The sequence below is a fragment of the Rhodococcus sp. 06-470-2 genome, assembly GCF_002258235.1.
Lineage (GTDB): Bacteria > Actinomycetota > Actinomycetes > Mycobacteriales > Mycobacteriaceae > Rhodococcoides.
Genome location: NZ_NOYB01000010.1, coordinates 150,251 through 169,751 on the forward strand (window position 1 = coordinate 150,251; position 19,501 = coordinate 169,751).

The 19,501-nt window shown below is 64.8% G+C and carries 18 protein-coding genes and 1 tRNA gene; 3 read left to right on the forward strand and 16 right to left on the reverse strand.

The genetic code is table 11. The features are described 5' to 3' along the window. Positions 1-153 precede the first annotated feature (153 nt). Positions 154-588: a MarR family winged helix-turn-helix transcriptional regulator gene (locus CH276_RS04020; RefSeq protein ID WP_094646043.1), complete on the forward strand. Its 435-nt coding sequence runs from the start codon at positions 154-156 to the stop codon at positions 586-588. Positions 589-591: 3 nt separating this feature from the next. Here the strand turns inward: CH276_RS04020 and CH276_RS28365 are convergent, their stop codons facing one another. From CH276_RS28365 to CH276_RS04040, 5 genes are all read right to left on the reverse strand, one after another. Then, positions 592-753: a hypothetical protein gene (locus CH276_RS28365; protein ID WP_176459095.1), complete on the reverse strand. Its 162-nt coding sequence runs from the start codon at positions 751-753 to the stop codon at positions 592-594. 195 nt (positions 754-948) lie between these two features. Next, positions 949-1,599: a TIGR04282 family arsenosugar biosynthesis glycosyltransferase gene (locus CH276_RS04025; RefSeq protein WP_094630532.1), complete on the reverse strand. Its 651-nt coding sequence runs from the start codon at positions 1,597-1,599 to the stop codon at positions 949-951. After that, positions 1,596-2,249: a glycosyltransferase gene (locus tag CH276_RS04030; protein WP_094630531.1), complete on the reverse strand. Its 654-nt coding sequence runs from the start codon at positions 2,247-2,249 to the stop codon at positions 1,596-1,598. Before CH276_RS04030 ends, CH276_RS04025 begins: the two co-directional genes overlap by 4 nt. Continuing rightward, positions 2,242-3,300: an NAD-dependent epimerase/dehydratase family protein gene (locus tag CH276_RS04035; protein ID WP_045197241.1), complete on the reverse strand. Its 1,059-nt coding sequence runs from the start codon at positions 3,298-3,300 to the stop codon at positions 2,242-2,244. The genes CH276_RS04030 and CH276_RS04035 overlap by 8 nt, the downstream gene beginning before the upstream one ends. Continuing rightward, positions 3,297-4,094 carry an S-methyl-5'-thioadenosine phosphorylase gene (locus CH276_RS04040; protein ID WP_094630669.1) on the reverse strand — a complete coding sequence of 266 codons (798 nt, stop codon included), beginning with the start codon at positions 4,092-4,094 and terminating at the stop codon, positions 3,297-3,299. The genes CH276_RS04035 and CH276_RS04040 overlap by 4 nt, the downstream gene beginning before the upstream one ends. Before the next feature lie 45 nt (positions 4,095-4,139). Between CH276_RS04040 and CH276_RS04045 the strand changes: the two genes are divergently transcribed. Continuing rightward, a complete protein-coding gene (locus CH276_RS04045; protein ID WP_094630530.1) occupies positions 4,140-5,489 on the forward strand; it encodes a hypothetical protein in 1,350 nt (449 codons plus the stop codon). On the opposite strand, the gene CH276_RS04050 is transcribed toward CH276_RS04045, so the two are convergent. The 5 genes from CH276_RS04050 to CH276_RS04070 all read right to left on the reverse strand — a co-directional run bounded on the left by CH276_RS04050 (position 5,476) and on the right by CH276_RS04070 (position 10,886). Further along, positions 5,476-6,141, reverse strand: a complete 666-nt coding sequence (locus tag CH276_RS04050; protein ID WP_094630529.1) for a methyltransferase domain-containing protein — start codon at positions 6,139-6,141, stop codon at positions 5,476-5,478. The two genes, CH276_RS04045 and CH276_RS04050, sit on opposite strands and share 14 nt — an antisense overlap. Next, positions 6,138-6,608: a hypothetical protein gene (locus CH276_RS04055; protein ID WP_032396629.1), complete on the reverse strand. Its 471-nt coding sequence runs from the start codon at positions 6,606-6,608 to the stop codon at positions 6,138-6,140. Before CH276_RS04055 ends, CH276_RS04050 begins: the two co-directional genes overlap by 4 nt. A gap of 90 nt (positions 6,609-6,698) precedes the next feature. Beyond that, positions 6,699-7,385: a hypothetical protein gene (locus tag CH276_RS04060; RefSeq protein WP_045197236.1), complete on the reverse strand. Its 687-nt coding sequence runs from the start codon at positions 7,383-7,385 to the stop codon at positions 6,699-6,701. A gap of 163 nt (positions 7,386-7,548) precedes the next feature. Then, entirely contained in the window at positions 7,549-9,135 is a 1,587-nt protein-coding gene (locus tag CH276_RS04065) for a GMC family oxidoreductase (RefSeq protein ID WP_032396627.1), read from the reverse strand. Positions 9,136-9,167: 32 nt separating this feature from the next. Beyond that, on the reverse strand, positions 9,168-10,886 hold the full coding sequence (locus tag CH276_RS04070) for an aldehyde dehydrogenase family protein (protein ID WP_045200508.1): 1,719 nt from the start codon (positions 10,884-10,886) through the stop codon (positions 9,168-9,170). Positions 10,887-11,074: 188 nt separating this feature from the next. Between CH276_RS04070 and CH276_RS04075 the strand changes: the two genes are divergently transcribed. Then, positions 11,075-12,262 carry a PucR family transcriptional regulator gene (locus tag CH276_RS04075; RefSeq protein ID WP_032396626.1) on the forward strand — a complete coding sequence of 396 codons (1,188 nt, stop codon included), beginning with the start codon at positions 11,075-11,077 and terminating at the stop codon, positions 12,260-12,262. A 3-nt stretch (positions 12,263-12,265) separates the two neighbouring features. Here the strand turns inward: CH276_RS04075 and CH276_RS04080 are convergent, their stop codons facing one another. The 6 genes from CH276_RS04080 to CH276_RS04105 form a co-directional block, all read right to left on the reverse strand. Further along, positions 12,266-13,222, reverse strand: coding sequence for an esterase/lipase family protein (locus CH276_RS04080; protein WP_094630528.1), 957 nt, complete (start codon positions 13,220-13,222; stop codon positions 12,266-12,268). 168 nt (positions 13,223-13,390) lie between these two features. Beyond that, the gene (locus CH276_RS04085) at positions 13,391-14,242 is read right to left on the reverse strand and encodes a glycoside hydrolase family 16 protein (protein WP_032396624.1); all 852 of its coding nucleotides are present in this window, start codon (positions 14,240-14,242) and stop codon (positions 13,391-13,393) included. Positions 14,243-14,582: 340 nt separating this feature from the next. Continuing rightward, positions 14,583-14,656: transfer RNA gene (locus CH276_RS04090), tRNA-Gly, on the reverse strand. 31 nt (positions 14,657-14,687) lie between these two features. Further along, on the reverse strand, positions 14,688-16,469 hold the full coding sequence (locus tag CH276_RS04095) for a putative bifunctional diguanylate cyclase/phosphodiesterase (RefSeq protein WP_094630527.1): 1,782 nt from the start codon (positions 16,467-16,469) through the stop codon (positions 14,688-14,690). Positions 16,470-16,586: 117 nt separating this feature from the next. Continuing rightward, positions 16,587-18,716, reverse strand: a complete 2,130-nt coding sequence (locus tag CH276_RS04100; RefSeq protein WP_094630526.1) for an Rv1355c family protein — start codon at positions 18,714-18,716, stop codon at positions 16,587-16,589. Beyond that, positions 18,713-19,426, reverse strand: a complete 714-nt coding sequence (locus tag CH276_RS04105; RefSeq protein ID WP_094630525.1) for a hypothetical protein — start codon at positions 19,424-19,426, stop codon at positions 18,713-18,715. The genes CH276_RS04100 and CH276_RS04105 overlap by 4 nt, the downstream gene beginning before the upstream one ends. Positions 19,427-19,501 lie beyond the last annotated feature (75 nt).

Sequence of the window (19,501 nt, forward strand, 5' to 3'; positions counted from 1 at the left end):
ACCCACGCGACTCACGACGTTCTCCCCATTTCGATTCTCTCCCCGACAACCGGGAAGAACCATATCAGCGGTTTGTTCGAGAGGTAATAAGACGAGGTATCCGCTGTTTCGGGAAATCGGGCGATTGCACCTCGGTGTCGTAATCTGGACAACGTGAGTGATCTGCCCGATTCCCGGCTGGCGAGGGACTTGTCCGTCAGCGCGATGCGGCTGAATCGGAGACTCCGGCTGCGCCATTCCAGCGACAGATTGCCCGTCGCTCACCTGTCGATTCTGACGACGTTGCTCCGTGAGGGACCGATGACGACGGGCGAGTTGGCGGCGAGGGAGCGGATCAAGCCACCGTCGGTGTCCAGGTCCTCGCACGCCTTGGTCGAGTCGGGGCTGATCTGCCGGGAGCCCCATCCGACGGACGGCAGGCAGGTGGTTCTGCGGCTGACCGATGCCGGGACTGCGACTGCCCGTCAGGAGGTCGCAGCTCGGGAGATCGCGCTCGCAGAGCAACTGGACGAGTTGACGCCGCAGCAGCGGGAGACACTGGCCGCGGCGGCCCGTATTCTGACGGAGATCGTCGAACGGGTCGACTGACCGTCAGTTCTCGTGGTGAACTTCGTGATCGAGAGCGTCGACGTCCCATTCGATGGTGGACCCCAATTCTTCGGAGTCACCCCGGCGCGCGACGCGGCCGAGGACGGTCGCGACGACTGTCGCGATCACCATCCATACGGCTACGCCTATCAACAACCCGGTCATGTCACACTTTCTAGCACCTGTGTCTGTGAAATCGCCGTGAAACGGTGGTTCGGATTTGTTGCGATTCGATATTGGTTGTTTACGGTCCGGCAATTCGGGCAGATCGAACGCGCTGTTCCACAACGGATGTGGAGATTTCGTGAAACCGGCCGAGTTCGGGTGGAAACAGACCTCTCGGAACGGATCGAGACCCGATCAATTACCCATTGCCATGACAGCAATACGGAATCTGCTGTTCGGTGCGCACAATTGTGCCACCGGGTCGAGATCGGACTCGAAGTCGACATCGCGCAATTCGGGGAGCATCGTGATCGACGCTCCTGCGGCGGTCAGAGCATCGAGAGTGTCGGTGCCCGTCGAGGGCGCAGACATGGGCACGTCGAGCAGGGACCGTGCCAGGTCGGGGTCACGCAGGCCCAGCGCCCACCAGCCACCGTCCTCGGCCGAGCCCAGGACGTCACTGCTGCCCAGTCGCGCCGCCGCGTCGGAGAGCAGTCGCGCCGTGACCTGGGGGGTGTCCATACCGATCTGCAGTACGGCACCGGAGGTGGCTGCGTCGGCGTGTGCATTCGCCAGTCGTTCGCCCAACCCTTCGCCGCGCTGCGCAATCACCGTGAACGACGCCAGAGCACGGGTGAGTTCGTTCGCGCGGGCCGCGTCGGCGAGGGAGCCGGTGAGGGCCACGACACGGCGGTCGACGTCGGCGGCCGCGACGGCGTCGAGGGTGTCCAGCAGCGAGGCTGCGGCCAGCTCGGCGGCAGCTTCGTCGCCGATCGTGGCGGCGAGGCGTGTCTTGGCCAGCCCGGGAACGGGGGCTTTGGCGACGACGAGAGCGGTGACGGTCACGAGAGCACCTTCCAGAAATCTCGCACGGCGACGACCGTCCCCTTCACCGAGCCGGAGACCTTGGACGTTCCTGCTGTCCGTGGCCGGTAGACCACGTCGTGTTCGACGACGGTCCAGCCGGCTTCGGCCGCCAGTACGAGCAACTGCAGCGGGTAGCCCGAGCGTCGGTCGGTGACGTCGAGGTCGAGCAGTGCCTGACGACGTACTGCGCGGATCGCTCCCAGGTCGTGCACCGGCAGCTTGTACTTGGTGCGAAGTCGAAGTGCCAGAACGGCATTGCCGATCCTGGCGTGCAGAGGCGAGCTTCCCCTGTCCGGTCGGCGCCGACCGACGGCGAGGTCCGCGTGATCCAGGGCCGCCACGAGGGTCGGCAGGTCGAGTGGATCCATCGAACCGTCACCGTCGAGGACGCAGACGATGTCGGTGTCGGCCGCGACGACGCCTGCATGAACTGCTGCACCGTAACCGGGCACCGATTCGGAGACCACCGTTGCTCCGTGGGCAGCGGCGACGGCGGCGGTGGCGTCGGTCGAGTTGTTGTCCACCACGATCGTCAGGTAGCCCGCCGGGACCGAATCGAGCACTGCCGGAAGCGATTCGGCCTCGTTCATGCAGGGGATGACGACTGTGACGGACTTCGGTTCAGACACGGGGCGGTCCCGTGCCTTCGGCGTCGCGCAGCGGTGCGTCGGCGAAGGCGGTGAGACCGTCCCTCGGCATGATCGTCGCGCGGAATCCCAGGGTCTGTTCGGCCAGCGCGGAACTGGCGACGATGTGCCGTACGTCGCCCGCGCGGTAGCGTCCGGTGATCTCGGGCGTCGGCCCGCCACGTGCGTCGGCGAGGATGGTGGCGACCTCACCGATGGTGATCGGTTGTCCCGAGCAGACATTGAGGGCGGTGAAGCCGTCCAGCTCCGCCTCGATCGATGCGATGTTCGCGGCCGCCACGTCGTGCACGTGCACGAAATCGCGGGCCTGCTTGCCGTCCTCGTAGACCGTCGGGGCCCGACCGAGCTCGAGCGAAGACCGAAACATCGCCGCCACGCCGGAGTACGGGGTGTTTCGCGGCATGTGCGGTCCGTACACGTTGTGGTACCGCAGTGCGATCACCGAGCCGCCCGTGGCGACCGCCCATGCGGAGGCGTAGTTCTCCTGTGCCAGCTTGCTCGCGGCGTAGGTACTTCTGGGCTCGAGCGTCGAATCCTCCTCGACCAGAAGCCAATCGAGAGGCTCGCCCGATATCGGGTCGCGATTGTCGAACAGTCCCGCGTCGAGGTCGGCTCGGGTGCGGGGCCGAGGAATCACCGTCTCACCGGACGAGTTGAGATACCGCCCTTCGCCGTAGACGACCATCGACGACGCGAGAACCAGGCGCGAACACCCCGCCTCGTACATCGCAGCGAGCAGAACCGCCGTCCCGTAGTCGTTGTGACTGGCGTAGGCCGGGGCATCTGCGGCATCGACGCCCGCTCCGACGACTGCGGCCTGGTGACACACGACGTCCACCCCGCGCAATACGTCGACGAGCGAGTCCTTGTCGCGCACATCGAGATCGATGATCCCGTCGGCTCGCGCTCCTGGGCCGTGAGCCGACTCCAGCATGGCGTCGACGGCGACGATCTCGAGATCGGAATCGCGGGCGGCATCGAGAATGTGGCCACCGATGAATCCGGCTGCGCCGGTGAGCAGTACCCGAGTCATGGCAGTTCGATCGGCAGCGTGAGGCCGGTGTGCACTCGACACGTGGGGCAGTCACCGGTGGGAGCGTCGCGGACGGACGAGCGCACCAGTGCTTTGAGCGGCTCGATGTTCTTCTGGAATTCGGCGAACACGTCCACTGCCTTGACGCCCTGGCCGGACTCGATGCCTGCGTCGAGGTCGGTCACCAATGCGATCGGCGCGTAGCAGAGTTCGAGTTCGCGAGCCAGGACCGCCTCGGGGTGGCCGGTCATGTTCACCAGCGTCCAACCCTGGCGGGCGAACCATTGGCTCTCGGCGCGCGTGGAGAACCGAGGACCTTCGACGACGACCATGACGCCGCCGTCGATCGCCGAGTCCTGGACAGCGGACTTCCTCAACGTGGGGCAGTAGGGGTCTGCGAATTCGACGTGTATTCCGCCTTCGTCGAAGTAGGTCTGCGCACGCCCGGAGGTTCGGTCGACGAGTTGATCGGGGATCACGACTGTCCCCGGACCGTATTCGGACACCAGGGATCCGACCGCGCAGGGGGCGAACACTCGGCTCACCCCGAGCATCCGCAGCGCCCACATGTTGGCGCGATACGGCAACGTGTGCGGTGAGTACTCGTGATTTCGGCCGTGTCTGGGCAGAAACGCGACTCGCCGACCTTCGATCTCACCCAACGTGATCGGGGCGCTCGGGGCGCCGTAGGGGGTGTCGAGCACGACCTCCTCGGCATCGTCGGCGAAGAACGAATAGAAGCCGCTGCCGCCGATGACGGCGATCTCGGCCCGTCCCTTCGCGTCGTTGTTCATCTGCTCATCCTCCATCACCGTCGGTCGATATGCTGGTCCGAAGTCGTGGTCGCCTCGAGTCCGCAGGGAGAAAAGACTATCCGTTACTGGAGAGAAGCCGTCGCCGGCACGTTGGCCGTCGTGCTCGTCGTGGTCGCGTTCATCGTTCCGTACCTGGGCAACGAACTCGTCACTCCCATCATCAACAGAACTCCGCAGCAGGTGCGTGATTTCGCCGATGCGGCACCGCTGTTCGGCTTCCGCGAGATTCACGTGGGATGGGGTACTCCCGTCGCCGTTCTCATCGCCGTGGCCACCGTGTTGTGGGGGCCGACGGTGGCACGTCGACTGTCGTGGACGCGACTGCTGTTCCTCGTGTGGGGTGCGTCGGCGGCCTGGACGATGTCGCTGGCGATGGTGGACGGTTGGAAGCGCGGCTTCGTCGACCGGCTGGCGTCGACGGACGAGTACCTGCACGAGGTGCCCGGTGTCACCGACATTCCGGCCACGCTCCACGGGTTCTCCGAGCGGATCCTGGACTACCAGGCCGATTCGTGGACGACGCATGTGTCGGGTCATCCACCGGGCGCATTGCTCACCTTCGTGTGGCTCGATCGCCTCGGCCTCGGCGGTGGAGCCTGGGCGGCGACGCTGTGCGTGCTGGTCGGTACGAGTGCCGCCGTCGCGCTGGTGCTGACACTGAAGGTGCTCGGTGACGAGAACATCGCGCGGCGTGCAGCACCGTTCGTGGCGATCGCCCCGGCGGCGATCTGGATCGCCGTCTCGGCGGATGCGTTCTATGCCGGTGTTGCCGCGTGGGGCGTTGCGTTGCTGGCGATCTCCACGAAGCGGTACCTGTGGCCGGCGTCGATCGGTGCTGGAGTGCTGCTCGGTTTCGGTATCTACCTCAACTACGGGCTGGTGCTGATGGGCTTGCCTGCGGTCGCGGTGTTGATTGCCGGGCGGAGGATTCTGCCGTTGGTGGGCGCGCTGATCGGTGCACTGATCGTCGCGGGGATCTTCACGGCGTACGGATTCTGGTGGTACGACGGCTACTTGCTGGTGCAGGAGCGCTACTACCAGGGCATCGCGAAGGACCGTCCGTTCGAGTACTGGGGTTGGGCGAATTTCGCGGCGTTGTTCTGTGCGCTGGGTGTTGCTGTGCCCGCGGCGTTCCCACGGATTCTCACCCGGCTCGAACCGATCAATCTGTTGGTGATCGGCGGTGTCGCTGCGGTGGTGATGGCGGATCTGAGTCAGTTGAGCAAGGCCGAGACCGAGAGAATCTGGTTGCCCTTCGCGATGTGGATGCTGATCGCGCCCGCTGTGTTGCCGATCAGGACGCATCGCTTCTGGTTGGCGCTGCAGGTGATCGGTGCATTGGCGATCAATCATCTGCTGTTCACGAACTGGTGAGCGGAGCCAGCGTCATCTGAGCGAACCAGCGCCCGTCGATCGGTGCCACGTCGACCACTCGAAGGCCGGCGGCATTGGCGAGATCCGCTGTGGCGTCGGCGCTGACGCTCGACCAGGCGAACCAATCGCCGACCATGGTGTCGGTTTCCCACCGAACGGTGCGGTGACGAATTCCTGTGTCGCTGGGCGCATCCACTTCCGCGATGACGGCTCCGTGGGGTGCGAGCAGGTCGGCCGCCCGGCGGAGCAGACGCACCGGGTCGCCCCCGATGCCGATGTTGCCGTCCGCGAGGAGGACACACGACCAGTTGCCGGTGTCGGGCAGTGGCTCGAACAGGTCGCGGAGAACGGCGTTGCCGCCACGCCCGATGGTCAGATCGACTGCTGTTCGGGATGTGTCGACACCGAGTGCCGAGACGCCACGTCGCGCAAGTGCTTCGGTGAGTCGACCCGGCCCGCAGCCGAGATCGATGGTGGGGCCGGTACATCGGCTGAGCATGGCGTGATCCGCGCGGCGATCCTCGGCTGACGAGGCGCTGCCGCCCATCCACCGCGCGGTGGGAAGTTGCTCCCTGCTGCCGTCGGAATCGCCTATCCAGCAGGGTAGTCCGGCTGCTGCGCGGTTGAAGAGTGTATCGGCGGTGACGCTCATGCTCGGCTCCGTACGAGAGTCCATCGGATGAAGTAGGCGGCGGCGCTCACGGTGAACAACACCGCGGTCAGCGCGAGCCAACGTCCGAGAAAGGGTTCCTGGGTCAAACCGGTTGCGGCCCGATAGGATTCCGCACCCTGGGAGAGTATCCCGGGGAAGAACATCAGAAACGTCAGTGCTGTCCCGAGAGCGGGAACGCGAACGTAGTTCACCGGTGACACGGCCAGGTGGCGGCTCGGAATGCTGGTGAGGAGCCGATCGGCCAGCGAGTAGAGCGGGAACAGTACTGCGTCGTGCAGCAGTACCGATCCGAAGAACCACACGAGAACGGATTTCCACCACACGTCGCTGTTCCACAGAGTCTGCGGCCCTGCGAGTGTGACGACGTAGCCGACGAGGGCGAACGAGAGCAGCAGACCGACCGCATGCAGCGGGTGCCCGCCGTAGATCTTCGTGAACGCTCTCATCGGTCGGCTCCTGGTCCTGCGATGCAAACACCCGTGCGCGAGAGCCACCGTCGTCGACGGTGACGCCTCGCGCACGGGGTCAGGAAACTGTTATGCAGCGGTGTTGATGGTGATGGTCGCAACGCCCACGAGCAGTCCCGGGGTCACAGCATCGGTGTTGAAGGTGCTGTTGAGCAGTCCGGCAGCGGTCTCCGAGATCTTCACCTGGGTGCCCTGCAGGATTGCAGTGTTGTCGGGTCCGGTAGCGAGCGGCTGCAGGGTGCGGCCGTCGAGATCGAACAGCACTGCGTCTGCGGCTGCTTCTTCGCCGTTGACCAAGACGTCACCGGTGAGGAGCGACGTGCCCGGGTCGATGTCGAAGTTGGTGAGCTCGACGACGGTCTCGCCTGCGGTCAGCGAAAGGCCGCTGCCGTCGTGGTTGATCTCGCCCTGGACGTAGGGATCGACGGTGCCGGGCTCCCAGTACTTGACGTCTCCGCCGGTGATCGGGAAGCGGATGGATCCGTCTGCGAGAGTGGCGGTTCCGACGACACCGGGCGTGAGGCCCAGGGTGGTCAGTGCACCGGTGAAGCCGGGATCGAGCGCAACTGCGGTGTCGACACCGGTGAGGTTGTCGACCTCGGCTGCGGGCTCGGGGGTGCTCTCCACTGCTTCTGCTGCCGAAGAGGTGGCTGCGTCGACGGTGTCGGACGCTTCCTCGCTGGAGCATGCGGCAAGCGGGACGATGGTGAGTGCACCGATTGCGGTGGCGGCCAAAGCTTTACGAACAGTGAACATGTCGGTCAACCTTCCGTGCTCGTCTCTCGAGCGTTGTGGGTCATTCGGCGCTGCTTGCCGAGCGGATGGGTTCCATCTCGATCCCCTGCAAGGGAGCGTGTCCACCTGTTACCCGACAAACCGGACTGCCAAACCGGAAATTTTCCGAAGGTTCACTCGCGGATCAACGAAGGATCAAGTCCGCTGCTCGTTCGCCGATCACCACCGACGGTGCGTGCGTGTGTCCGCGGATGATGCTCGGCATGATCGACGCGTCGGCGACGCGAAGGCGGTCGACGCCCCGTACCCGCAACTCGGCATCGACGACACTGTCGGCGTCGTTGCCCATACGGGCAGTGCCCACGGGGTGATACAGCGTGTGCGCATTCTGCTCGAGAGCCTCGGTGAGCAGGTCCGCCGGGGAGATGTTCGACGCCACCCTGGGGCGTACGACGTCGCCGAGCAGTCCCTTCAGAGCGGGTGTTTCGGAGATCGCGATGCATGCCCGAAGGCCTTCGATCATCGCCCGGCGGTCGAGGCCCTCCGGATCGCCCAGGTAGTGCGGTTCGACGATGGGCTTGGCCGTCGGGTCGGACGACCGGAGGGTGATCTCGCCGCGGCTCTCCGGTTTGAGGAGCACCGTTCCGATGACGGCGGCATGGGAGTCCTGCGCGATGAGTCCCTCGTCGAAGAAGGGTGCCGGGCCGAAGATGACTTCGAGATCGGGCAGGGCGAGGTCCTCGCGGCTCTTGACGAAACCGTAGGCCTCGGCGACGTTGGAGGTCAGCATGCCGCGTCGGCGTGCGAGGTAGTTGACCAGCTCCGGGATCTTCTCGGCGTGGAAGAGCGAGTCGGTTTCGGTCTTCCAGCCGATGAGTGCGGCCAGATGGTCGATCAGGTTCTGTCCGACTCCGGGTGAGTGATGCCGGACGGCGATGCCGTGCGACTTCAGCTGTTCCTGGTCGCCGATGCCCGAGAGCATCAGCAGTTGCGGGGTGTTGATCGCTCCGCCGGACAGTACGACTTCTCTGCGTGCACGAACGGTGTGTACTGCGCCGCCCGAGGTGTATTCGACGCCCACCGCGGCACTGCCCTCGAAGAGGACGCGAGTGGCCTGCGCATCGGTGAGGATGGTGAGGTTCTTGCGCTTCTTCGCCGGTCGTAGGTACGCATCGGCGGTGCTCCACCGTGCGCCGCGCTTCTGGTTGACCATCGTGCGGCTGAAGCCCCTGGGTTCGGGCAGGTTGGCCGTCTCCACCGGATAACCGGCCTCCTCGACGGCGTCGAGGAAGGACGACGTCAGGGCACGGGGACTGCGCTGGTGCGAAACGACGAGCGGGCCGTCCGTACCGGAGTCGAGTTCGGTTGTGCCCTCGATGTTCTCGATCTTGCGGAAGTAGCCGACGAGGTTGCGGAACGACCAGGAGTCGTCGGAGACGGCCGCCCAGTCGTCGTAGTCTGCGGCGAATCCGCGCACCCACATCATGGCATTCATGGACGACGAGCCACCGAGCATCTTGCCGCGCGGCCAGTAGATGCTGCGATCACGCAGTTCCGGTTGCGGTTCGGTGAGGTAGTCCCAATCGACCTCGCTGCGAAAGAGTTTGGAGAATGCAGCGGGAATGTGGGCGAACTTGTTCTTGTCCTCGGGGCCGGCCTCGAGCAGGATCACCTCGTTGCGTGGGTCTGCGCTGAGGCGATTGGCCACCACCGCGCCTGCCGAACCTGCGCCCACCACGATGTAGTCGGCCGTCGTGCGCTGAGAGCTCATGATTGTCCTTCGATCGTCGTCGACGCTGGGTTCTACCCGCGCAGGGCGGAGGCGAAAATTGCCGGCAGCTTGGACCAGGACGGTGCGCCCGCGAATGCGGTGAGCAGCTTGCCGGTCGATGCTGCGGTCTTGTTGGTGACGAACCACGGTGGCTTCGGCGAGATGGAGAGTTCGCCGTTGACCAGCGAGCGCGGCAGTGGCCGGAAAGGCCCGCGCACCACTGTTCGCTCGGCCCCGTCGATCAGTAATGCGTTGTGCACGACGCCGATTCCGCTCTGCACGTCGTCGACGGTGTGGCCGGGGAATGCGCCCCAGGTGGCCGCTGCGGTGAGGAATCCGATGGCCGTCCAGGCGTTGACGGCGATGGTGCCGTACCGGAGGTCGGCGAGCATGGTGTCGAACTTCTCCCCGAGTCCCTTGATGGTGCCGGGGGTGCCGATGATGTTGATGCCGAGTGTTCCGGTGAATTCCTCGTTCGCGGCCTGTACCGCCTTGGCGGCGAATGCTGCTCCGCTGTAAGGCAATTCGATGATCCCCATGACCGGTGCGAAGTACTCGGTCTGCAGCAGTGGTGCGTATTCGCCTGGGTTCAGATCGGTGATGAGCACGCGGCCGCCGCGTTCACCGAGGCGTTCGGCGGACGGGTAGGTGGCGGTGGCGTCGGACACTCGCTTGTCGCTGCCGGGGTAGTAGGGCGTTCGTGCCGGAGCGCGGTCGAGGGCGGCGCGCAGGGCGGCGACGAATTGGTCGCGCTGCTTCCATTCCGAGGACAGTACGACGACCTGCGAAGCGACACAGTTGTATCCACTGTTGTGCAGGCGTTGGGTGGCGATGTGTTCGGCCTGGAACTCGATGTCGGCACGGCTCCACTCACCGGGCAGAACGATGGTGGGCGAGACTCCGCCGAGTTCGCTGGAGATCTCCTTGGTGAGGATCGGGTCGTTGGCTGCCTTGCGCGCAGCTCCGTCCGGGCCGGGACCGAAGACGATCGCGTCGTGCGTGATGGCGCTGCCGGTCATGTGGACGTGGTCGACGGACGAGTGCTGGACCAGGTAGGTGCCCACGTCGGCTCCTCCGGTGAGCAGACGCAGTGCGCCGATGTCGACGAGCGGGGCGAGGATCTTCTCGAACACGGGCAGCAGCGGATCCATGATGGGGTTGAGCTTGAGTGCGACGACCCGGTTGAACGCGATCAGTTCGTACAACGCGTCCAGCGGCGCGATCGAGGTGATGTTGCCTGCGCCGAGAACCACTCCGATGCCTGCGGTGCGGGTGGGGTCGAGCTGGGCGAGACCCGCGGTCCGCTGTGCGGTCGCACGGTCGATTCCGGGCTTCAGCCACACCTCGGCGCTGAACCCGTTGAGCAGGAGTCGCTCGAAGATGTTGAGGGGCAGCACCGACACCGTCGTGCGCCCACCGGGTGCCGTCCCGAACTTCGCACCGGCCAGTGGGCTGGTGCCTGCTTCGAGCGCCGCGAGTGTGTGCGCCACGGTGCCGAGTCCGTTGAGGAACGAGTACGGACCCGACAGCCATTCCTCTCCGACGAGGCTGGACGAGGCGTCGAGTCCCTTGATCGACGTTGCCGCCGTCACCCACTCCTGCGCGTGAGCTGTGGTCAGCGCATGCACACGTTCGAGGAGCGCTCGGCGTTCGGCCAGGGTGAGGCGTTCCCAGTTCTTCTCTCCCGCGGACAGATCGGCGAGTGCGGAGTCGACTGCCTCGGTGGGTCCCGTCGTCGGTACGGATTGCAGGTGTGGGGTGACGTCGCTGGTCAACTTCTCGGCTCCACTCGTCGTTCGGGTACACGGCTTCACTGTGATTGTGGTCGCACTCGGGCGCGGGACGCTATGGGCCGGGGGCCTCAATCGGATGCGACAGTTTGTGCCACCGCACAATTTCGCTGTGGCGTGGCTTACACGGGTACGGCTAGAGTTCGGTCATGACCGCGACCGAGTTCGATGTGCATCCGTCACCGACCGATCTGGCCGCGACGATGCTCGACGGCGTCGACGATCTCGCGACCGAGCTGGTGCGACGCATCCTGGGGGCCGAGCACGCCTACCTCGAATCGACGCTGCTCACCACCGAGCAGCTCTACGAGGCGTCGCGGAGCAATCTGGCCTCGATGTTGGGCAAGCTGTCCGGTCGTGCTCCCATGCGGCTCGAGTCGGCGCGGGACGCGGGCCGGCTCAAGGCCGAGCAGGGGGTACCGCTGGCTGCCCTGCTGCACGCCTTTCGGCTGGGCGGCAGGTTGGTCTGGGACGAGTTGATGGAACGCTCGGACGGCCGCGCGAGTCATGCGCTGCTGGACATGGCCGCTCAGGTCTGGGCGTTGGTCGACGTGTACTCCGACGAGGCAGCGGAAGCCTATCGAGAGAGCGCCGACATGCGTGCGCGCGAAAGCGCCGAAGCTCGTGGACGTCTCATCCGTGTGCTCTTCGCCGATCACGGCGCGAATCCGACTGCGGCGGCGGACGCGTTGCGAACGTTCCGCATTCCCGACCACGGCTACTTCGCGGTGGTTTCGCAGGAGCCGTTGACCGCAGCGATGGGGATCGACGGATTGATCGCCCGCCTTCGTACCGCGGGTGCCGAATCGGTGTGGGACGCCGAGGTGGACGGTACCGTCGGGCTCATCTGTGCCGCAACGGAATCGGAGATCGACTCCGCTGTGGTCACGCTGAGCGAGCTGTGTCCGGGGCGGGTCGGGGTGAGCTCGGTGTTCCGGTCGCCGTCGGGTATCGGTGACGCCGTCGGCCAGGCCCGGCTGGCGCGGTCGTGCACCTCGGGCGAGGCATCACCGCCCGCACCGGTGCGCTACGACTCGGTGCCGGTGCCGCTGCTGCTGGTCCGCGATCCGAAATCGGGCCGGATCGCCTCCCGTCAGATACTCGGCGATCTGCTGGCGTTGCCGCGAGCCGAACGGCAGAGCCTGCTCGATACTCTCGACGCCTGGTTCTCCTGCGGCGGTTCCACCCGCGATGCCGCCGAATCGCTGCACTACCACCGGAACACGGTGTTGTATCGGCTACGTCGAATCGCCGAGCTCACCGGTCGCGACTTCCGTGATCCGATCCAGGCCGCCGAACTGTACGTCGGGCTCAGGGCGTATCAGCTCCTGACCTGAGGATCAGTGGCTGGCGAGGACGACGTCGAGGATTCCGGCTCCCAGCGGCACCGGTACGCAGGTCGGGGGACGCGCGTTCGCCGGGTCGAGGGCGTTGAGCGCCAGCCGCAGCGCGGTGGGATCGTAGGTGAACGTGAAGTGCGCTACCTCGGTATCGGGGCACACGTCCTGCACCACGATGTTGTGCGCTCCCGGATCTCGAAGCAGCGCATTGGTGTACGGCTGAATCACCTCGTCGACCCGTGTTGCGATGGAGGTGTACTCCACCCCGGGCACGGTGTCGCCGCCGGCGTTGAGTCGGTCGAGAAAGTCGGATCCGGCCATCAGTTGGGCGAGACCGGGACCGAATTCGCTTGCCAGGACACCGGTTGCACCCGGCACCGCCTGCACGACGGGCGCTACTCCGTACATGGTGCCGCCGTACGTCGGTGATGCGATTCCCACCCATCGATCGACGACGTCGGCGCCGCCCAGTCTGTTGACGAAGTATCGAGCCACCGCGGCACCCTGGGAGTAGCCGACCACGTCGACTGCGGCGGCACCGGTTGCCTGGAGAATCGACGACGTCATCGCCTTCAGTTGCGCTGCACTGTCTTCGATGACGCCGTACCCGTTGGATCTGCCGTCCGGCGACGTGCCGTAGTTGATGGCGAAGACACAGAAGCCTGCTGCTTTCAGGATCGGCGCGAAGCCTGCCCAGTCGGCGTACGCGGTGGCATCGGTGCCGTGCACGAGGACGACAGGATTCGGGTGGGCTGCGGTGGGTGTGCAGCTCATGTCGTTGGCTCCGGGCGGGGCGGCGTCGCGGTTCGATGCCGAGTAGCGGATGGCATCGGCGTGGTCGGGTTGCTCGGGGGCGGCGGCGATGGGCAACACGGGCCCGGCGTGGGCGGAAGGCGCAAGGAGTGCGGTGGCAGCGGCGATGACGAGGGTGATCAGACTCCGCCGTGGCCCGCGCATGAACAGACGATATTCCCCTGACTGTGGAATGTCCCTATGACGAGACGGCGTCGCTGAGAAAAGTCACAAGAATTGTTCTGCCGTCGAAACCGTGCCGATCGCGCACACCGCACGGGGCCCAGCCGTGGTGGCTGGGCCCCGTGCGGACAGGAAGTGCTGCTCTGCAGGTCAGAGGCGACTCACGCGTAGCCAGTCGACGCTCATCGTCTGCGGGTACGGCGTGCTGTTCGGTGTCTTGCCGACCCAGTTGTTGCCGACGGCGACGTTGAAGAGGATGTAGTGCGGCCACGAGCCCGAGAACGCTTTCCAGTTGCCGCCCTTCGCCTCGTACTGGGCCTGAGTGAGGGAGAACCGAGCGACTCCGTCGACGAACCAGGTGATGCTGTTGGGCAACCAGTCGATTCGGTATGTGTGGAATCCGTTGTTGACCGGATTCATACTTCCGCCGGTCTTCGTATCTTGATTGGAGTTCCACTTGGAGGGGCCGTGTAAATTGAATGACGGCCCGTACAGCCCGGGAATTTCGACGATGTCCACTTCCCCTTGGCTGGGCCATGAATATTCGCCACCGGGTTGGAGACCGAGGGTCCAGAATGCGGGCAGCAGACCTTGGGCGCTCGGCATTTTGATCGATGCTTCGATGCGCACCGGCGGCGTCACCGATTGCTTGCCCATGCTGACCACGCGGGCGCTGGTGAAGTTGTACGGTGCCCGCTTGCGGTCGGGTGCGTTCTCCCGACGCGCGGTGATGTTCAGTGAGCCGTTGAACTGGTTGGCGTTGTTCCAGGAATCTGTATAGTACTGCTGCTCACCGGAACTCGCGCCCCAACGGCCGGTCTGAAATCCCCATTTGGCGGGGTCGGGTCCACCGTATCCGTTGAATTGATCCTCCCACAGAAGGGTTCCGGCTCCGCCTTGGGTTCTCGGAGGTGTGGCCAGTGACGGGGCAGCGGTCGCCGACGAGACGGCCACGGCCATCGTCGTCAGGGTGACCGCGACAATTGTCGAAAGTGATCGCATGAGGGGGATTCCTGTCAGGTCATTTGTCGGTGAAAAGATGTCGACATTTGATTTCTAGCACGGCGAAGAAGGCGGAAGAAGTTTCTTCGGAAATGCAGGAATTCTTGCGAATACAATGAATGAATTCGCACATGCTACCGGTCGGTAGCAAGGGTATCGACCGAAATTGTGCGGTGGTCGGTTTGTTTCAGGAGTGACCGCAGTGACTGTGCAGCGTCTGTGAGTTCAGCGATACGGACGAGACGGGAGCAAATCGGATGGGCAGGAGTGGAGCCTGCAGGAACGACCGGGATGGGCAGGAGTGGAGCCTGCAGGAGGACGGCCCGAGGTGGGCGGTCGGTGGAGCCGGTGACGGGAATCGAACCCGCCTCTCAACCTTGGGAAGGTCGCGTTCTACCAATGAACTACACCGGCGTGTGGTGCGGATGTCAGGTTATCAGGATGGTCAGATGTCGATGCGCACGCCGTGGAGGAGTTCGAGTGCGTCGTCGGCCGGCACCGGTTTGGAGAACAGGTATCCCTGCGCGCGGGTGCATCCCAGTTCGATCAGGGTTCTTCTGGCGCTCTGTGTTTCGACGCCTTCGGCGATGATGGTCAGCCCGAAGGCGCGGGCGAGTCCGATGATGGACTGAACGATCGCGAGGTCGCCGGTGTTCTCGTTGCCGAGGTCGGTGACGAAGGCACGGTCGATCTTGAGTGCGTCGACGGGGAGTTCCTTGAGGTGTGACAGGGAGCTGTATCCGGTGCCGAAGTCGTCTATCGCCACTTGCACGCCGAGTTCGTGGAGTTCGCTCAGTGTCACGCGGGTGCGGGAAAGGTCCTGGACCACTGCCACTTCGGTGATCTCGAGGCACAGGTCGGGCCCGGCTATCGAGAATTCCGTGAGTGCTCTGGCGACGGCACTGACGAATCCGTTGGTGACGAGTTGGACGGGGGAGATGTTGACGCGCATCGCGATGTCGAGGTGGGGGATCTCGCGTTGCCAGTCGGCGAGGGTGCGGCAGGCGTGGTCGAGGACCCAGCGACCGAGTTCACCGGCGAGGTTGGTCTCCTCGGCGACCGGAATGAATGCGGACGGGGGGAGCAGTCCGCGGGTGGGGTGTTGCCATCGGACCAAGGCTTCGACCGCGGTGATGCGTCCGGTCACCAGGTCCACCTCGGGTTGGAAGTGCAGGGTGAGCGAGTCGCCCGCGATGGCTTCGCGCAGGTGGATCTCGACGTCGTTGCGGAGTTCGGCGTCGGCGTGCATCTCTTCGGTGAACAGGGCGATGTCGTGGCCGCCTGCGCGTTTGGCCACCAGGGCGGCCTGATCTGCCTGCCGCAGAAGCGACTCGGCGGTGTGCTTGCCGGGCTGGCCGAAGGCGATTCCGATGCTCGCGCTTCTGCTGATGCGTTCGACTCCGAGGGTGACGGGGGCGTTCACGGCTTCGGCGATCATCTCGGCGTGGTGTGTTGCGACGCGGGCCGAGCACGGCCCGGCCAGTACCACCAGGAACTCGTCGCCGCCCAGGCGTGCGACGAGACCGGCCGACCTGCCGACGAAGCTCTGCAGTCGATCGGCGATGGTCTCGAGGTAGTGGTCTCCGGCCAGGTGGCCCAGAAAGTCGTTCAGTGCTTTGAGTCGATCGAGATCGATGTGCATCACGGCGACGGGGCCGGGCATGGACGGGTCGAGTCGTTCGCGGAGGTGTTGTGCGAGAGCCGTGCGGTTCGGCAGTTTGGTCAGGGGGTCGTGCTGTGCCGAGAATCGGAGTTGCTCCTCGGCGATCACCCGTGCCTGCAGTTGAGAGAGCAGTGCCGCAATTGCTTTGAGCGCGTTGAGTTCTGCCTCGGACCAGCTTCGGTCACCGATCTTGATGAAGCCGAGGATGCCGGTGGTGCGTTCGGAGTGCAGCAGTGGCACGACGGCCATCGAGGTCGCGGAGAATCCCGACCCCTGCTCGACGCGTCGACGGTAGTCCTCCTGTTCCGGATCCGGCCGAAACACTGCCGGTTCGGTCAGTGTCTCGGCCAGACGGAATACCGAGTCTGCTTCGTCGAAGTAGACCACAGCCAGTGGATCCGGATCGGGCACGCTCAGTCGCGGTGGCCATTCCGCGGTGAGTCTGGTGGCCCTGGCCTCGAAGTCGTTGTGTCGGAGGAAGCTGAAGTCGATGCCGAGGTAGTCCACGAGTTGCCGCAGCACGGATTCGTAGGCCTCGCGCACCGTCGCCGCATCGACTCCCATGAGTTCGGTCGCGACGCCGGTGACGAGGACCTCGAGCGTCCGTTTGTGCTCCAGGGCCCTACTCCCGCCTCTCGTAGACTCAGTGCAGGACTGTTCCCCCTGGTCTTCGCCGGAACTCTACCCCGATACAGACGCTGAAACAGGAAGTCTGCGACTATGTATGGCTGTTTTCGGGGCGCAACTGAGCCGCAACACCAGTGCAACGGATTCGGTGCTTTCCATTTCAAGCAGTGCGCGGAACCGTAAACTCAACTGCTGCAGTGCTTCTGCGTGGTGCGTCGACAGTTGCCGATACTCCTCCGCGCTTCGGGCGTAGAGGAACGCAGGGGAAACCGGTTGCACCGCCAATCCACGCAAATGCGCAGTTACCCATACGTTCTCTGTTGCACATCCTCCTCTGATGTAATGTTCCGCGGTCGATCCGGGTACGACGACCACGGCAAGTGCCGAACTCGACAGCACTCGATCCCGCATATCGGTCCCCAGTGCCGCGCCGGCGTCCCAGACTTGGACGAGCTCCATGACGTCCGGCCGCTTGACGATCTCCAGCTTGGACAGGTCTGCGTCGTCGATCCCCAGAGTCGATACCTCGATGCCCCGATCGGGATCGAGATCTCCCGGCCAACGCAACTCGGAGAACATGTCTCGATGCAGGTGCGGTGTGAGGTACCGAATGCGATCCGCGGCGGCGAGGACATCCGCGGCCGCGGCAATGGATTCGGGTGTCGTCAGCAGCACTGCCCGTCCACCTTCTGCGGCCGCTGCAGCGGCGATGTCGGCGGCGATGTCCGCGTCCAACGGCGCGCCGGTGCCCAACTCGCGGTTGGTGCACCGCTCGAGAACGCCGTCGAGCAGGCGTCGATCGATGATGGGTTGTGGGTCGCCCGCGCCCAGCGTGATCTCGACTCCGTTCTCGCCGACGTCGGTGCGGTCGAGCCTGCCCTGCGCGGTGGCCACCACTCGGGCGTTGAAAGCGGCAGCACCGACGGCGACGCAACTGCCGCGGAAGGCGATGTCGAGCGTCGAGGTTCGTGAACGATCGACCTCGATCCGCACGGTGCGTCCGTCGCGGGTGAAGGTCCACGGCTGACTGTTTCCACCGGACGGCGCTCGACGGGCAGCCTCGAGAACGAGCGCGTCGGGATCGACGCAGGCCCGTCGGGCGTCGACGGCGGTATCGACCGAGGGCTCCTGCACCCGACGCGTCGGGTTCGGGGGCACGAGCGCATCGAGATGGGTGTCGAGGTCGATGCGGATTCGTCCGGACGGCAGGTGCGCTCCGGTGCCGAGGCGTCGAACGGCTGCGGCGATGGTGGCACCGCCGAGTTGAACGTCGCCGCCCAGTTGCGGCCAGGTCTCGATGGTTTCGCTCACTTCCACCATCGAAGCGGCCATGCGCGCCGAGAGCAGCGAGGCGTCGAGCTGATCGAGAACGATCGGGATCTTGTCGCGCGTGCCGAGCCCTCGCAGACTCGCAGAGTCGATCTCGCCGAGCACGCCGTGGAACACCGGGCGTTCGGGCTCGAGGTCGAAGCGTTCGACGTCGAGAAGCCCTCGGTCGGAGGTCTCCATCAGTACCGGGATGCGTCGCGACCGGGCCGCCTCGCGGGCCCGGACTTTGACATCGAGGGAGTCGCATTCCTCGACGAGGAGGTCCAGTCCGTCGAAGAACTCGTCGATGGTGTTCTCGGTGATGCCGTCCTCGGCGATTTCGACGCGTAGGTACGGGTCGATTTCGGCAATGCGTCGGGCAGCGACGACCGCTTTGTTGACGCCGAGATCGAGGATGGACGCGGGAATTCTATTGAGGTTGGAAAGTTCGATCTCGTCGAAATCGGCGAGGCGAAGCGTCCCGCAGATTCCTTCGAGTGCGAGGGTGTGGGCAATGGCGTGTCCGACGCTGAGCCCGATGATTCCTATCGTGAGATCTCCTAAAGAATTCTGTTCCGCGAGAGTTATCTTGTTCCGGTTTCTGTCGAGCCTCAGGTGTCGGAACGAGTTCGGTCCGAGTACCGCGACGACAGTTTTCCGCCATGGAAAGAAGACCCACCTGTCGTTTTCGTCGAGAAGGCTCTGCTCAGGGCTGGGAAGAAGTGAGAGGAGGCCTTTTCTCTGCGTCTTCCTCTCGTCCAGAAATGTAAGGGTCGGATCGCGTCTGAGTTCGTCGAGAGCGGCGCGCTGTGTGGCGTCGGTCTCGTCGAATATCACAGGCTTCCAGTGGTGGCCGGGTAGGTGTCGATCGTTCATGATGCGACTGACTCCGGGAGTTCGGCGGCTGCGCGGCGGTGCGCGAGCAGGGTGACGGTGTTCTGCCGCATCCGGCGCCAGGTGGCCAGATCGGCGTTGAATGCGAGTGTGGTTCTGTCCCACCAGAACACCTCGGTTCGATAGCGCTCGTCGGGGTAGGGGATCGGTGCGATCTGGGTGGCGATGACCGCTCCGGTGTCGAGCCATGCGGCGCGCACGTGGGATGCCGCGGTGGCCAACGCGTAGCGCGCGCCGAGAAGCGCCGTGCTGTAGGCGGGTGATTCCGCGATCATCGCGGTGACGGCCCGGCCGTGGGGTGCGCCCTGAGCGACCCACGCAGATTTGAGTTCGACGACTCCGTGGCCGATGCGTTCGTCGAGCATGGTGTGCACGCGCCGGAGCCCGTCGGGGTACTCGGCGAATTCGATCAGTGCGTGAGATTGATCGACCGAGGAATACGGTCCTTGCACTCGTACTCCACCGACTATTTGCCCGGTTCGGTCGAGTGCGGCGAAGAACAGTGCCGTGGTGCTGCCGTCGCGAATGGTCGACATTTCGAGTGCGGTGGTCACACCGTGTCGCATATAGCTTTCCTCTGCGCCGTCCAGGAATTGTTCCCACAAGGTCGGATTCTCGGCGGGAGTGGTGGCCAGAACGAGGCATTGTGATCTGTCGTCCCAGTACGAGGGGACGTCGAACGGAATTGTCATTTCACTCTTCCTGATAGGAGTTGCCCGAATGCGAATGGTCGTGCCGCTCGATTGTCCGGCTTTTCCTTTGTGGAG

Excerpts from the sequence above, each read along its gene's own strand:
- CH276_RS28365 (WP_176459095.1), bottom strand. The coding sequence starts at position 753 with ATGACCGGGTTGTTGATAGGCGTAGCCGTATGGATGGTGATCGCGACA.
- CH276_RS04035 (WP_045197241.1), bottom strand. The coding sequence starts at position 3,300 with ATGACTCGGGTACTGCTCACCGGCGCAGCCGGATTCATCGGTGGCCAC.
- CH276_RS04040 (WP_094630669.1), bottom strand. The coding sequence starts at position 4,094 with ATGAACAACGACGCGAAGGGACGGGCCGAGATCGCCGTCATCGGCGGC.
- CH276_RS04050 (WP_094630529.1), bottom strand. The coding sequence starts at position 6,141 with ATGAGCGTCACCGCCGATACACTCTTCAACCGCGCAGCAGCCGGACTA.
- CH276_RS04055 (WP_032396629.1), bottom strand. The coding sequence starts at position 6,608 with ATGAGAGCGTTCACGAAGATCTACGGCGGGCACCCGCTGCATGCGGTC.
- CH276_RS04060 (WP_045197236.1), bottom strand. The coding sequence starts at position 7,385 with ATGTTCACTGTTCGTAAAGCTTTGGCCGCCACCGCAATCGGTGCACTC.
- CH276_RS04065 (WP_032396627.1), bottom strand. The coding sequence starts at position 9,135 with ATGAGCTCTCAGCGCACGACGGCCGACTACATCGTGGTGGGCGCAGGT.
- CH276_RS04075 (WP_032396626.1), top strand. The coding sequence starts at position 11,075 with ATGACCGCGACCGAGTTCGATGTGCATCCGTCACCGACCGATCTGGCC.
- CH276_RS04080 (WP_094630528.1), bottom strand. The coding sequence starts at position 13,222 with ATGCGCGGGCCACGGCGGAGTCTGATCACCCTCGTCATCGCCGCTGCC.
- CH276_RS04085 (WP_032396624.1), bottom strand. The coding sequence starts at position 14,242 with ATGCGATCACTTTCGACAATTGTCGCGGTCACCCTGACGACGATGGCC.
- CH276_RS04095 (WP_094630527.1), bottom strand. The coding sequence starts at position 16,469 with ATGGGAGTCGATGCGGCGACGGTGCGCGAGGCCTACGAATCCGTGCTG.
- CH276_RS04100 (WP_094630526.1), bottom strand. The coding sequence starts at position 18,716 with ATGAACGATCGACACCTACCCGGCCACCACTGGAAGCCTGTGATATTC.
- CH276_RS04105 (WP_094630525.1), bottom strand. The coding sequence starts at position 19,426 with ATGACAATTCCGTTCGACGTCCCCTCGTACTGGGACGACAGATCACAA.